Origin of the sequence: Chitinophaga oryzae, from assembly GCF_012516375.2 — a bacterium.
GTDB lineage: Bacteria > Bacteroidota > Bacteroidia > Chitinophagales > Chitinophagaceae > Chitinophaga > Chitinophaga oryzae.
On sequence record NZ_CP051204.2, the window covers coordinates 5,612,149 to 5,625,718 of the forward strand.

At 51.4% G+C, this 13,570-nt stretch carries 12 protein-coding genes and 1 tRNA gene; 8 read left to right on the top strand and 5 right to left on the bottom strand.

What is annotated here, in order from left to right:
• Positions 1 to 86: 86 nt before the first annotated feature.
• Positions 87 to 932 (bottom strand): sugar phosphate isomerase/epimerase family protein, encoded by an 846-nt coding sequence (locus tag HF324_RS22100; protein ID WP_168804567.1) that lies wholly within the window; start codon positions 930 to 932, stop codon positions 87 to 89.
• Between the two features lie 464 nt (positions 933 to 1,396).
• On the opposite strand from HF324_RS22100, the gene HF324_RS22105 reads away from it, so the two are divergent.
• The 3 genes from HF324_RS22105 to HF324_RS22115 all read left to right on the top strand — a co-directional run bounded on the left by HF324_RS22105 (position 1,397) and on the right by HF324_RS22115 (position 5,427).
• Entirely contained in the window at positions 1,397 to 2,491 is a 1,095-nt protein-coding gene (locus HF324_RS22105) for a vWA domain-containing protein (protein WP_168804568.1), read from the top strand.
• 32 nt (positions 2,492 to 2,523) lie between these two features.
• Complete coding sequence (locus HF324_RS22110; RefSeq protein WP_168804569.1) at positions 2,524 to 4,035, top strand: sigma 54-interacting transcriptional regulator; 1,512 nt, start codon at positions 2,524 to 2,526, stop codon at positions 4,033 to 4,035.
• Between the two features lie 87 nt (positions 4,036 to 4,122).
• Positions 4,123 to 5,427 (top strand): Gfo/Idh/MocA family protein, encoded by a 1,305-nt coding sequence (locus HF324_RS22115; protein WP_168804570.1) that lies wholly within the window; start codon positions 4,123 to 4,125, stop codon positions 5,425 to 5,427.
• A 76-nt stretch (positions 5,428 to 5,503) separates the two neighbouring features.
• Here HF324_RS22115 and HF324_RS22120 read toward each other — a convergent pair whose 3' ends face one another.
• Together HF324_RS22120 and HF324_RS22125 are read right to left on the bottom strand one after the other, a co-directional pair.
• A complete protein-coding gene (locus tag HF324_RS22120; RefSeq protein WP_168804571.1) occupies positions 5,504 to 5,986 on the bottom strand; it encodes a GNAT family N-acetyltransferase in 483 nt (160 codons plus the stop codon).
• Positions 5,987 to 6,251: 265 nt separating this feature from the next.
• Positions 6,252 to 6,322: transfer RNA gene (locus tag HF324_RS22125), tRNA-Cys, on the bottom strand.
• 197 nt (positions 6,323 to 6,519) lie between these two features.
• Between HF324_RS22125 and HF324_RS22130 the strand changes: the two genes are divergently transcribed.
• From HF324_RS22130 to HF324_RS22145, 4 genes are all read left to right on the top strand, one after another.
• Entirely contained in the window at positions 6,520 to 7,401 is an 882-nt protein-coding gene (locus tag HF324_RS22130) for a nucleoside phosphorylase (RefSeq protein WP_168804572.1), read from the top strand.
• 229 nt (positions 7,402 to 7,630) lie between these two features.
• Complete coding sequence (gene dapF / locus HF324_RS22135) at positions 7,631 to 8,416, top strand: diaminopimelate epimerase (protein ID WP_168804573.1); 786 nt, start codon at positions 7,631 to 7,633, stop codon at positions 8,414 to 8,416.
• A 24-nt stretch (positions 8,417 to 8,440) separates the two neighbouring features.
• Complete coding sequence (locus tag HF324_RS22140; protein ID WP_168804574.1) at positions 8,441 to 9,379, top strand: magnesium transporter CorA family protein; 939 nt, start codon at positions 8,441 to 8,443, stop codon at positions 9,377 to 9,379.
• Positions 9,380 to 9,426: 47 nt separating this feature from the next.
• Positions 9,427 to 9,879 carry an NUDIX hydrolase gene (locus tag HF324_RS22145; protein WP_168804575.1) on the top strand — a complete coding sequence of 151 codons (453 nt, stop codon included), beginning with the start codon at positions 9,427 to 9,429 and terminating at the stop codon, positions 9,877 to 9,879.
• Here the strand turns inward: HF324_RS22145 and HF324_RS22150 are convergent.
• Both HF324_RS22150 and HF324_RS22155 read right to left on the bottom strand, forming a co-directional pair.
• The gene (locus HF324_RS22150; RefSeq protein WP_168804576.1) at positions 9,876 to 10,685 is read right to left on the bottom strand and encodes a queuosine precursor transporter; all 810 of its coding nucleotides are present in this window, start codon (positions 10,683 to 10,685) and stop codon (positions 9,876 to 9,878) included. The two genes, HF324_RS22145 and HF324_RS22150, sit on opposite strands and share 4 nt — an antisense overlap.
• On the bottom strand, positions 10,686 to 10,967 hold the full coding sequence (locus HF324_RS22155; protein WP_168804577.1) for a hypothetical protein: 282 nt from the start codon (positions 10,965 to 10,967) through the stop codon (positions 10,686 to 10,688).
• 62 nt (positions 10,968 to 11,029) lie between these two features.
• Between HF324_RS22155 and HF324_RS22160 the strand changes: the two genes are divergently transcribed.
• Entirely contained in the window at positions 11,030 to 13,537 is a 2,508-nt protein-coding gene (locus HF324_RS22160) for a YfhO family protein (RefSeq protein WP_168804578.1), read from the top strand.
• Positions 13,538 to 13,570 lie beyond the last annotated feature (33 nt).

Sequence of the window (13,570 nt, forward strand, 5' to 3'; positions counted from 1 at the left end):
AAAATGTCTAAATAAATTTGGGGCCCTCTGGCAACCGGATGATACCGGACCAGAGGGCCCCAAATTTATTTAGATAATTAAATGATTTACAGGTTGCTCACCATCTGTTTCCAGAAAGCAGCGCTTTCTTTCACTTCCGGTACGTTGGTATCCCAGTGATACTCATATTCTGCGGAGAAAAGACCTTTGAATTTCTGTGCTTTCAGTGTCTCCAGCACTTTAGGGATCTGGCAAACGCCGTTGCCCCAGATCACATCATGACCTTTTTCAGACTTCTCGTTCAGGTCTTTGAAGTGCAGGCTCACGATGTGGCCGTTCAGTTTCTTCAGGCATTCGATCGGGTCGAGGCCGGAACGTACCCAGTGACCGATGTCCGCGCAGGCACCCATTAATTTGCTTCTGCCCTGGATCGCTTTCAGCACGCTGTCAGGGTGCCAGTAGTGGCTTGGTTTCGGGTGATCGTGGATCGCCAGCTTAATGTTGTAGCGGTCGCAGAGGGAAGAGATCAGGTCCAGGTATTCCGGTTGCGGCTCGCTGGTGATGCTCTGGATGCCCATTCTGTTGGCGAAGTCGAACAACATGCGCCATTCCGCTTCGGAATTGGGTACTACCACCCCGAAAGCCATCAGCACTTTGTGTTTCTTTTTAAAGAGACCCTTTACCTGTTCCTGTTTTTCAGGGGACATATGGTAGTCCATTTTACCTTCTATGCCGCCGCCGATGGTCTGGCCCGGATAAGCTTCCACATACTGGATACCGCAGCTGTCCATCTTATCCAGCGCTTCCGCCAGCGTAAAATGGTTGAATGTCCATGCCTGGGCACCCAGTTTCCAGCCCAATGCATCTGCCCTGGCCTGGCCCTTAGCAGACTGTGCAAACATTGCCACCGCTAAACCTCCCGCCAGCAGCCATGCATTTCTCAGTTTTTTCATATTGTTATTTTTTTGATGATTGAAAGTAATAGCTTTCAACGAAAATTACAAGCACGCGAGGATTTTCTCGCAAAGAGCGCAAAGATTTTGTGTTTATATTAAGATCGCAAAGAAGCGGAGATCATCACGCAGATCACGCATATCACGCAAAGGCGCTAAGCAGCAAAGAAACAAAGTAAACATCTCACATTGTATTAACTCCCACCAATCAAATTATATTACATCACACCACATCATATCACATTATATTATATTATATTATATAAAGCCATATAATAATATCAGATGCCATAGATAAACAACAAATTCCTTATTTTCTTTGCTGCTTAGCGTCTTTGCGTGAAAAAAAGCAAAACACAATCTCCGCCCCTCTGCGATCTTAATATAAACACAAAATCTTTGCGTGCTTTGCGAGAAATATTTTCGCTAATTTTAGTAACGAACTTTGTTTTGACTTTTGTGCTATGAGAGGAATAACTTTTTCCCGGTACCAACCGGACGACGATACCCGGTCTCCTTTTCAGAAACTGCTGGATCTCTTCACTCAACTACTCACCTACACCAGCGGAGACGTTACAGAAGCGTTGCAGTGGATGACAGAACTGGACAAGGAATTCGGGCTGACCAACGATGAGTATGGCATGGGCGACTTCATTCAGGAACTGAAAGAAAAAGGATACCTGAAAGAAAATGAAGAGACCGGCGAGATCCAAATCACCTCGAAAACGGAACAGACCATCCGTAAAAACGCGCTGGAAGAGATCTTCGGAAGACTTAAAAAATCTACTGTCGGTAATCATAACATCCGGAAATCAGGCATGGGCGACGAGCTCAACGCGGAAACCAGGCCCTTCGAATTTGGCGATAGTATCGACCAGCTCGATGTGACCGCCTCTATCCGCAATGCCCAGATCAATCACGGCATCGACAGCTTCTCTATCCATCAGGACGACCTGGAAATCAAGGAAACAGACTACAAAACCCAGACGTCCACCGCCCTGATGATCGATATCTCCCATTCCATGATATTGTACGGGGAAGACAGGATCACGCCGGCCAAAAAGGTGGCCATGGCCCTCAGTGAGCTCATCACCACCCGCTATCCGAAAGATACGCTGGACATCATCGTATTCGGCAACGACGCCTGGCAGGTAGAAATCAAAGACCTTCCCTATCTGCAGGTAGGTCCCTTCCATACCAACACGGTGGCAGGGCTGGAGCTGGCGATGGACATACTGCGCCGCCGCCGCAATCCCAACAAACAGATCTTCATGATCACCGACGGGAAACCTACCTGCCTGAAAATCGGGAAGGAATACTACAAAAACAGCTTCGGCCTCGACCGTAAGATCCTTAACCGGACACTCAACCTGGCCGCGCAATGCAAAAAGCTGAAAATACCCATCACCACCTTCATGGTGGCCACAGATCCCTGGCTGCAGAAATTTGTGCAGGAGTTTACAGAAACCAACAGCGGCAAGGCTTTCTTCTCCGGTACAGACAACCTGGGCCAGTTCCTGTTCTACGACTTTGAAAACGGGAAACGAAAATTATTCTAACAAACCGGCAAGGAATTGCGTAACTTTTAAACATGGATACCAGCATTAAGACGTTAGGTGAACTGAAAAAGAGTGGCTATCAACCCGTTTCAGTCAAAGAGGAAATCAGACGGAACCTGATCAAAAAACTACAGAAAAAAGAAACTTCCTTCCCCGGCATTATAGGCTACGAAGACACTGTCATACCAGACACCGAAAGAGCCCTGCTCTCCCGGCATAATATCCTGTTCCTCGGTCTCCGCGGACAGGCCAAAACCCGCATGGCACGCCAGATGATCGACCTGCTCGACGAATACATCCCCGTCGTGGAAGGCTCCGAAGTCAACGACGACCCGTTTAACCCGCTGTCCCGCTACGCGCGCGACCTCATCGCGGAAAAAGGCGATAAAACACCCATCGCCTGGCTGTCGCGCGCCGACCGCTACGCGGAAAAACTCGCCACCCCGGACGTGTCCGTGGCCGATCTCATCGGCGACATCGACCCGATCAAAGCGGCCAACCTGAAACTCAGCTACGCGGACGAACGCGCCATCCACTTTGGCATCATTCCCCGCTCCAACCGCGGCATCTTCGTCATCAACGAACTGCCCGACCTGCAGGCACGCATACAGGTGGCCCTCTTCAATATCCTCCAGGAAGGCGATATCCAGATCCGTGGCTTCAAAGTGCGGATGCCGCTGGATATCCTGTTTGTCTTCACAGCTAACCCGGAAGACTATACGAACCGCGGCTCTATCGTTACGCCGCTGAAAGACAGGATCGAAAGCCAGATCATCACCCACTACCCGAAAAGCGTGGAAAATTCTCTGCTCATCACCGAACAGGAAGCCGCCATCCATGCCGATCAGGAAGCCCGTGTGACCATCTCCGATATGGTGAAACGCCTCATCGAACAGGTAGCCTTCGAAGCGCGTAACAGCGAATATGTGGACAAAAAAAGCGGCGTGTCCGCCCGCCTCACCATCGCGGCCTTCGAAAACGCTGTCAGCTCCGGTGAACGGCGTGCCATCATCAACAAAGAAAAAGAAACACAGGTGCGCATCGCCGACCTGATGTCCATCATACCCGCCATCACCGGTAAAATAGAACTGGTGTACGAAGGCGAACAGGAAGGACCGCTGCAGGTGGCCCACAACCTGCTCGACAAGTCCATCCGAACGCTGTTTGCCAACTACTTCCCCAACCCGGATTCGTTCAAGAAAAGGAAGCAGGCGGTGCCCGTGGAGAACCCCTACCGAAGCGTTATCCAGTGGTTCGATAAAGGCAATTACCTGCAGCTGATGCAGGATATCAGCGACAAACAGTACGAATCCGCGCTCAACAAAGTAGAGGGACTGAAAGACATGGTGAAAGCCCGCTTCCCGCAGGCCAACAGCCGCGAAACATTGCTGCTGATGGAATTTGTGCTGCATGGCCTCGCCTCCTATTCGCTCATCAGCAAAAAAGTAGGGGAAAACGATACCCGTTTCAGCGATCTGCTCGGAACCATGATGAACTTCAACATGAGCGGCGATGACGACGAGAATACAGAGGAAGATTTTTAATCTTTTATAACAATGTCTGACAGAAAAGGCTGGTTTTCTACCAGCCTTTTCTTTTTTTTCTTATTTTGTCGGGATAAAATTCCACTTATGAAACACTCCAGAAGGGACTTCCTCCGTTCCGCGTCCGCCTTGGCGGCCGGCGCCGGCCTGATTTCCGTGTTGCCGTCCGGTGTAAGGGCCGTAGCGCCATCCGACCGTGTCCGCATCGCCGCTATTGGCATCAATGGTATGGGATGGTCCGACCTCACCGCCATGCTGAAACATCCTGCCGCGCAATGCGTGGCCCTCTGCGACGTAGACCGCAACGTGCTGGACAAGCGCGTGGGCGAACTCTCCCAGCAGGGCATCAAGGCAAAAGCGTATAGCGATTACCGTAAGTTGCTCGAAGACAAATCCATCGACGCCGTGATCATCGGCACGCCTGACCACTGGCACTGCCTGCAGATGACCGACGCCTGCGCGGCCGGCAAGGATGTCTATGTAGAGAAACCGTTGGGTAATTCCATCGCCGAATGCCGCGCCATGGTAACGGCGCAACAGCAGCACCGGCGCGCCGTACAGGTAGGCCAGTGGCAACGCAGCCAGCAACACTTTAAAGACGCCGTGGCCTTTGTGCATTCCGGCAAACTGGGACAGGTACGCCTCGTGAAAGCATGGGCCTACATGGGCTGGATGAAATCCATCCCCGTACAGCCCGATGGCGCCCCTCCCGCCGGCGTGGACTACAAAGCATGGCTGGGCCCTGCCAAAGAGCGCCCTTTCAATGCCAACCGTTTCCATTTTAATTTCCGCTGGTACTGGGACTATGCCGGCGGCCTCATGACCGACTGGGGCGTGCACCTGCTCGATTACGCCCTGCTGGGCATGAAAGCGGAAACACCGAAGTCGGTGATGGCTGCAGGCGGTAAGTTCGCCTACCCCAACGATGCCGCTGAAACACCGGACACGCTCACCACCGTCTATGAATTTGACGGCTTTAATATCCAGTGGGAACAGGCGCAGGGCATCGATGGCGGCCCCTACGGACGCGACCATGGCATTGCCTTTATCGGTAACAACGGTACGCTGGTACTGGACCGCGGCGGATGGGAAGTGATCCCCGAGAAAAAGAACATGGAAGCCGTGCCCCGGCAGAAATCAGTAGACAACGGCCTTACGCTGCATACGCAGAACTTCATCGATGTGGTACGTTCACGCCGCCTCGACGATCTGCGCACACCGGTGCAGGCAGGCGCACATATCGCCACCCTGGCACAAATGGGGAACATCGCCTTCAGGACCGGGAAAAAACTGTATTGGGACAAACACGCAGGGCAGTTTACCGACAGCGACGCCAATCAATTGCTGGCTGCCGGGTATCATAATGGGTACAAACTGCCGGTTATCGGCTAAATCACACAAAAACGCAGTGCAGCAAAGACGCAAAGAAATGGTGTGTTTGTTGCCTGCGTCTTCCCCCTGCCGCTGATCATGAAGCTTTCTCCAGGCTCAGTGACAGGTATACTGCGCTGCTGATAGGGTTGTCGTAATACGCTGCAATGGGCTGGAATCCCAGCGACGTATACAGTTCAATCGCAGGCCGCATATGCGCCAGCGTATCCAGCAGTATACGTTTATAACCCAGGTGACGGCTCTCTTCAATCGCTTCGGCTGCCAATGCTTTGCCTACGCCATGACCCTTGAAAGCATCTTTCACAAAAAGACGTTTCATTTCAGCTGTCGTGTTGTCGAAAGGACGTACCGCCACGCATCCCGCTACCTGGCCGTCTACTTTGGCCAGTAAAAGGGCGCCGCCGGGAGCTGCATAAGCACCGGGCAATTCGGCCATCTCGTCTTCAAACCGTTGAAAGCTAAGGTCAACATTTAACCAGTTGGCATATTCTCTGAAAAGTAGCTTTACCTGTTCCAGGGCTCCGGTATCTGCTGCGGTTACTTTAATGATCTCTGTCATCGCCTCACTTTTAGAATTATCGGTAAAGCGCAAAAGCCTTCGGGAATGAGGTGTTCCAAATCTCTCTGACTGGTTTCCGGGAACACGCCCAAACTTTTGCGGGATAAGCAATTTACGACAAAAACACACGTAAATGATCAAACAAAAAATTAATTTTCGGAGAAAAAAAAGTAGCCGGACAAGAAAGATAAATACGTTGGCTAAATCGCCCGGGAAGAGCCATGGACAATAAAAAAGCCGCTACAAGAGCGGCTCTGCTATCCGGAGGTTCCGAGCGGATTCGAACCGCTGTACGAGGTTTTGCAGACCTCTGCCTAGCCACTCGGCCACGGAACCATACAATCCGACTAAAACACTTGCTGATGCTTGCCTCCAGCGGGCGTCCCCGTCGTTTTGTGGGATTGCAAAAGTAGGAAATTTCTGATAATCACCAAATATTATTTAAAAAATATCTGAAAAAATATTTTGATAATTATGGATAACGTGGGAATATTGAAGTCCCAACACCGATTGTTGAATTAAAAAATAATATCATGGAGAATAAACGTATTGCTGAATCTGAGCTTATTATCAACAGCCGTGGAGCGGTATATCACCTGGACGTCAGACCGGAAGAACTGGCCCATACCATCATCACCGTGGGCGATCCGGACCGTGTGCCCGCCGTGAGCAAACACTTCGACAAAGTAGAACACCAATCGCAGCACCGCGAATTTGTTACCCATACCGGTTATATCGGAAATAAAAGACTGTCCGTCGTATCTACCGGCATCGGTACCGACAACATCGATATTGTACTCAATGAGCTGGATGCCCTCGTCAACATCGACTTTCAGACACGCCTCGTAAAAGAGCAGCTCACCTCCCTGCAGGTCATCCGCCTCGGTACTTCCGGTGCCCTGCAGGACGGCATCCCGGTAGACAGCTTCGTCGTTTCTTCCCATGGCCTCGGCCTCGATAACCTCATGGCCTACTACGCCTTCGAAAACACCACGGAAGAAAAACAACTGCTGGAAGCCTTCCGCGGACAGGTAATGCTCCAGCCCGGAGGCGCCAATCCATGCCTCTTCTCCGCCGGCGAAGACCTGCGCAAACATTTCACGGACGGTTTTCATACAGGCATCACCGTTACCTGCCCAGGCTTCTACGCACCGCAGGGGCGCAAGCTGAGAGGCCAGCTGTCTAATCCTAACCTGATAGACAACCTCACCGGCTTCTCCTACGAAGGCCACCGCATCACCAACTTCGAAATGGAAACATCCGCCATCTACGGCATGGGACGCGTACTGGGCCACCAATGCCTGTCCATCAGCGCCATCGTGGCCAACCGTATCCGGCAGGAATTCACCAAAGACGGCGCCGCCGCCGTGGAAGCGCTGATACAGAAAGGCCTGGGCATTATCGCAGGACTGTAAGGCATCGCGAATGATAATATTCACTCCGTCCGGGCTGCGGGAACACAACTGCAGCCCGGATTTCAACCCAAAACCACCCGCAGGCGCTTTAATTTCCTGTTATATTTTGCCCCTGCAAGCCGATATCCATGCTGATCTCCGCACCATTCCCCTCCCCGTTTTCGCTCCCATCTCTGCTAATCAGTGAAATCAGCTTTAATCATGGCAATCAAAGTTATATCTTTGCCTTATGCAACAGATCCATTTCTATAAATACCAGGGTACCGGCAATGATTTTGTGATCATGGACAACCGGGACGGACAGTACGACTGGCTCACCAATGAACAGGTGAATGAACTGTGTGACCGCCGTTTCGGTATCGGCGCCGACGGCCTGATGCTCCTGAACAAAAGCGAAGATTATGACTTCGCCATGAAATATTACAACTCCGATGGCCGCGAAAGCTCCATGTGCGGCAACGGTGGCCGATGCCTCGCCGCTTTTGCCCATAAAATGGGCGTGGGCGACGGCAACCTCTATTTTATCGCAGTAGACGGTGAACACGAAGCCACCATGGACGGCAACAACTGGGTGAACCTGAAAATGCAGGACGTGGACTTCGTGGAACAAGGCCCCATGCATTATTATCTCAACACCGGCTCCCCGCATTTTGTGAAATATGTGGAAGACGTACAGGCTGTGAACGTATTCGACGAAGGCCGCCAGATACGCTACAACGAACGCTTTGCCGCAGAAGGCACCAACGTCAACTTCGTACAGCCGTTTGAAAACGGTATCTTCGTACGCACCTACGAAAGAGGGGTGGAAGATGAAACCTACTCCTGCGGCACCGGCGTCACCGCCGCCGCCATCACCTTCGCCGGTAAAGAAGAAAAAGAATATGTAGTCCCCGTTCAAACCCTCGGCGGACAACTGGAAGTGCGCTTTACCCGCACCGGCGAACGCTCCTTCTCCAACATCTGGCTCTGTGGCCCCGCCACCCTCGTGTTCGAAGGACAAATAACCATTGGCTGATAAACGCTTTTTTACCCCTGCAGCATGATCCAATACTTCAAAAACATAGATTCCAAGACAGTGGCTATCCAGGCGCCGGAAAACGACGCCTGGGTAAACATTACCCCTCCGCTGAAACAGGCTGAATTCGAACAGCTCTCCGAAGCACTGGACATACCGCTAGACTTCCTGACCGACTCTCTCGATATCGACGAAAAATCACGCTACGAGCTGGAAGACAATGTAAAACTCATCGTTATCAAAACACCCACGGAGAACAACTCCATCAACGAAAGCGATGCCTATTACATCACCATCCCCATCGTGATCATCCTCACCCACAATCATATCCTGACGGTCAACTCCTTCGATAATGCCGCCATCAAACGGTTCCTCGATACTTTCCATAACCGTTCTCCTGAAAAGAGAAATATGATGGTGCTCAAAATCTTTGAGAAAGTGGTGGTCAATTTCCTCGATTACCTCAAGGAAATCAACCAGCGCAGGAATATGCTGGAAGCAAAACTCTACGACTCCAACCGGAACGAGGAACTGCTGGCCATCATGCGCATCCAGAAAAGCCTCGTGTACTTCGTCACCGCCCTCCGCAGCAACGAACTGCTGCTGATGAAACTGGAAAGGACCAACTTCCTGGGGCTCAACGAAGATGAAAAAGAATTCCTCCATGACCTGGTCGTAGACACCTCACAGGCGCTTGAAATGGCCAATATCTACACCAACATCCTCAGCAGCACCATGGACGCCTTCGCCAGCATCATCTCCAACAACCTCAACGTGGTGATGAAAAGGCTTACCTCCATCACGATCATCCTTACTTTTCCCATGCTGGTGGCCAGTATCTATGGCATGAACGTAGAACTGCCCTATCAGCACAGCATACACGCTTTCTACATTCCCATTATCCTCTCCGTGGTGATCTCCGTGATCATCAGCATGTATTTCATGAAGAAGAAGTGGTTTTGATGTCAGCCCGCTGTTAAGATTCAATACCGACAAAGCCAGATAAAACTATGCAAACAGGATTCAACGTACGTGTTTATGGTATTATGATCAACGATCAGAAACAGGTACTGGTAACAGATGAATATATCCGCGGCGGCTACTATACGAAATTCCCCGGCGGCGGACTCGAATTCGGGGAAGGCACGCTGGAATGTATGGTGCGCGAATGGCGCGAGGAACTGGCACAGGACATCCGCGTGGTGGAACATATCTACACCACCGATTTTTTTCAGATCTCCGCATTCGACAACGAAACACAGATCATCTCCATTTATTACCTGGTGGAAGCCACCTCTCCCTTTACCGCACAAACACTGGACAAACCGTTTGATTTTAACGTGCCGGAAGGCGTATCTGAAGTGGAATACGCCCGCTGGATCAACTGGGAGGATTTTTCAGCCGAAGCCGTAACCCTCCCGATCGATAAAGTAGTGGCAGACATGGTGAAAGCCCGTTACTAGTTGTGCGGCACCACGTCCGTTACCGGCATTTCGTCCTTACCCATGGCGGATGCCTTCATACGGGCTGCCGTTTCAGGACCGAGGTAACGGATAATACGGTTCTCCAGCAGGTAAATCAGCGGCGTTAACGCGATCGCCACTACGAATTTATAACTGTAGTTCACCATGCAGATCGCCAGTACCCGCTGCCAGCTCCAGTCCTTGCCCACTTTAAAGGCAATAAACAACACGATAAAGCTGTCCACGAACTGAGACACAACGGTAGACCCCGTAGCGCGCAGCCACACATGTTTTTCGCCGGTGCGTTTCTTAATGCGGTGAAACACCGTCACATCCACGATCTGGCTGATCAGGAACGCGGAAAGGCTGCCCAGGATGATCCACATCCCCTGGCCGAAAATACCCACAAACGCTTTCTGCATGTCCGGCACGCCCTCAGCGCTGCCGCTGCCTGTCCACCAGCTGTCGGCCGGCACGTTCATGGCCATAAAAAACATCAGGAAAGCATAGGAGATCAGCGCCACAGCCGTATACGAAATACGGCGCACCGCCACCGGCCCGTAAAACTCATTCACAATATCAGTCATCACAAACTCCAGCGGCCACAGTAACACACCAGCCGTGAGCGTATAGGATAACCCGCTCTCGCCAAACAGGGTGAACGTATGCACCGGCAACCCCAGTAACCGCTCCAGCGAAAACAATTTGCCGCCGATACACTCCGCTATCAGCGCATTCGCTACAAAAAAGCTGGCAAATATGACAAAAAGCCGTGTAGGCTTATCGTTTAATAATTGTTTGACCATTTAATAAGTGACTATAAGTTGAAATATTAAAATACCCAGATTAAACAGGAATAACCATGGTGGCAACGGCTTCCACTGTATTTTCTTCAACAACAGCAACACGCCGGTGATCAGGCAGATAGCCAGGTTCAGCGGAAACGCCACTCCCACGCCCAATACCAGCACATATTCCACTATCACGTCCAGCCGGTGATCATATGCGGTGATCCGGAGCAGCTGCCCCAAAATAAAGCACAGGTTGCAGATAAATGCAAATTTTAACACAAATCGAATCCAACGCATATTGAAATTTCGGATAAATTACAGTTATTTTTGTTCCTTTAAAACTAAATACAAGATATCCGATGAAGCAAAACTGGCTAAAAGCCATTCTTCCGCATCTGGCAGCAATTGGCATCTTTATATTGCTGGCAACGGTTTACTGCTCTCCTGTATTGGAAGGCAAGATAGTAAACCAGAGCGACATGATGAACGTAACCGGAATGGCCAAAGAGGCGAGGGACTTTTACGAAACGACGGGTGAAACCCCTTTGTGGACTAACAGCATGTTCTCCGGGATGCCTTCCTATGTGATTTACACAGGCCCCGGCAAAAATGCGATCACCTTCGTGAACAAACTGGTCACCCTCGGCCTGCCCTCCCCTGTTAACATGCTGTTCCTCGCTATGATCAGCATGTACCTCCTCGCCTGCATCCTGGATTTCAAATACTGGATAAGGATACTGGGCGCCATCGCTTTTGCTTTCTGCTCTTATAATGTGATCCTCATCGATGTAGGACACATCACCAAAATGTACGACATCGCACTGATGCCTGCTGTACTGGCCGGCATCATCCTCACCTACCGCGGACGCCTCATCGGCGGATTTGGCCTTACCGCCATCGCCACCGCCCTGCTGATATACAACAACCACCTGCAGATGATCTATTACACCCTGATCATGATCCTCATCCTGGTGGTAGGCGCTTTTATCCACGGCTATAAAACAAAGACCCTCCCGCAGTTCTTCAAAGCTTCCGTACTGCTGGCCATCGCCGGCATACTGGCTATTTTACCTGCGGCAGACAACCTGCTCCCCGTAAAGGAATACACCGACTATACCATGCGCGGCAGCAAATCCGAACTCACCCTCGGTAAAGAAGATGCGAAAGAAAATAAATCCACGGGGCTCGACATAGACTACGCTTTCGAATGGAGCTACGGCGTCCCGGAATCCTTCACCTTCATGATCCCCGGCTTCGTGGGCAACTCCTCCGGCCAGAAACTGGGCACCGGCTCCCATGTGTACGAACAGATGGTCAGCCTCGGCGCTCCGCCCCAGCAAGTGGAACAGTTCATGGAACAGATGAAATTCCCGCTGTACTACGGCGCACAGGAAAGAGGCACCTCCGGCCCCGTATACGTAGGCGCTATCATCTGCTTCCTGTTCATCCTCTCCCTGCTGGTAGTGAACAGCTGGCATAAATGGTGGCTGCTGGCCGTTACCATCGTGGGCTTTATCCTCGCATGGGGCAAAAACTTCGCTTTTATCAACGATTTCCTTTTCTACCACCTCCCGCTGTACAGCAAGTTCAGAGCGCCTGCACAAGCCCTCGTACTGCCGTCCCTTACCTTCGTGATACTGGCGTGCTGGGCGCTGCAGGAAGTGGCCAACGGTAAACACAGCAAGGAAGCACTGCTGCAGAAACTGAAACAGGCACTCTACATCTCCGGCGGGATCATCGCAGTGATCGGCATCCTCGGCAGCATGTTCTGGAACTTCAGCAGCCACAGCGATGCAAGCATGACGCAGTATTTCGCTCAGATGATGGGCGGCGAAGAAAACGCCAAACTCATGATCCGCGCACTGGAAAAAGACCGCAGCTCCCTGCTGCTGAAAGACAGCATCCGCTCCCTGGTATTTATCCTGATCGCCGCCGGCGCCATCTGGGCCTACCTGAAAGAGAAACTGGCATGGCAGCCCGCTGCACTGATACTGGTAGCCGCCGTAGCCATAGACCTGGTACAGGTAGACCGTAACTATCTCGGTAAAGACAGCTTCGTGGATGAATCAGTGATGAACGCGCCCTTCCAGCCTTCTGCCGCTGACCTGCAAATTAAACAGGACCCGGACCCGTACTACCGTGTGTTCAACCTCACCTCCGATCCGTTTAATGACGCCATCCCCTCTTACTTCCACAAAAACATCGGTGGCTACAGCCCCGCCAAACTGTGGATCTACCAGGACCTCATCACCCACCAGATCTCTAAAAACAATATGGGCGTGCTCAATATGCTCAACGCCAAATATTTCATCGTACCGGACCAGAAAACCGGTCAACCGGTAGCACAGCGCAATCCCGACAATAACGGTAACGCCTGGTTCGTAAAAGGGATCGTATGGGCCCCGGACGCCAATACGGAAATGAAAACGCTGGACTACCTGCATACGAAAGACTCCGCAGTAGTGGACAAACGTTTTGCGAAAGAACTAGGTGCCAACTACCAACCCGCTGCTACTGACAGCAGCGCTGCCATCAAACTCACCAAATACGGCCTCAACAGCCTGGAATATACGTCCACCAACGCACAGGAAGGTCTTGGCGTATTCTCCGAGATCTACTACCCCGCCGGCTGGAACGCTTACATCGACGGTAAAAAGACCGACATCGTAAGGGTCGACTACGCCCTGCGCGGCCTGAAAATACCTGCCGGCCAGCATAAGATCGACCTGAAATTTGAGCCTGCCACTTTCTACAAAGCCCAGAAAATATCCTCCATCACCTCCATCATACTGGTGCTGGTGGTAATCGGGTCATTTATATGGGAAATCATTGGCGCAGGTAAAAAAGAAGAGAAAGCCGCAGCATAAAACAGTGGCGCAACATAACACTAACACAAAGGG

Excerpts from the sequence above, each read along its gene's own strand:
- HF324_RS22100 (WP_168804567.1), bottom strand. The coding sequence starts at position 932 with ATGAAAAAACTGAGAAATGCATGGCTGCTGGCGGGAGGTTTAGCGGTG.
- HF324_RS22105 (WP_168804568.1), top strand. The coding sequence starts at position 1,397 with ATGAGAGGAATAACTTTTTCCCGGTACCAACCGGACGACGATACCCGG.
- HF324_RS22110 (WP_168804569.1), top strand. The coding sequence starts at position 2,524 with ATGGATACCAGCATTAAGACGTTAGGTGAACTGAAAAAGAGTGGCTAT.
- HF324_RS22115 (WP_168804570.1), top strand. The coding sequence starts at position 4,123 with ATGAAACACTCCAGAAGGGACTTCCTCCGTTCCGCGTCCGCCTTGGCG.
- HF324_RS22120 (WP_168804571.1), bottom strand. The coding sequence starts at position 5,986 with ATGACAGAGATCATTAAAGTAACCGCAGCAGATACCGGAGCCCTGGAA.
- HF324_RS22130 (WP_168804572.1), top strand. The coding sequence starts at position 6,520 with ATGGAGAATAAACGTATTGCTGAATCTGAGCTTATTATCAACAGCCGT.
- dapF (WP_168804573.1), top strand. The coding sequence starts at position 7,631 with ATGCAACAGATCCATTTCTATAAATACCAGGGTACCGGCAATGATTTT.
- HF324_RS22140 (WP_168804574.1), top strand. The coding sequence starts at position 8,441 with ATGATCCAATACTTCAAAAACATAGATTCCAAGACAGTGGCTATCCAG.
- HF324_RS22145 (WP_168804575.1), top strand. The coding sequence starts at position 9,427 with ATGCAAACAGGATTCAACGTACGTGTTTATGGTATTATGATCAACGAT.
- HF324_RS22150 (WP_168804576.1), bottom strand. The coding sequence starts at position 10,685 with ATGGTCAAACAATTATTAAACGATAAGCCTACACGGCTTTTTGTCATA.
- HF324_RS22155 (WP_168804577.1), bottom strand. The coding sequence starts at position 10,967 with ATGCGTTGGATTCGATTTGTGTTAAAATTTGCATTTATCTGCAACCTG.
- HF324_RS22160 (WP_168804578.1), top strand. The coding sequence starts at position 11,030 with ATGAAGCAAAACTGGCTAAAAGCCATTCTTCCGCATCTGGCAGCAATT.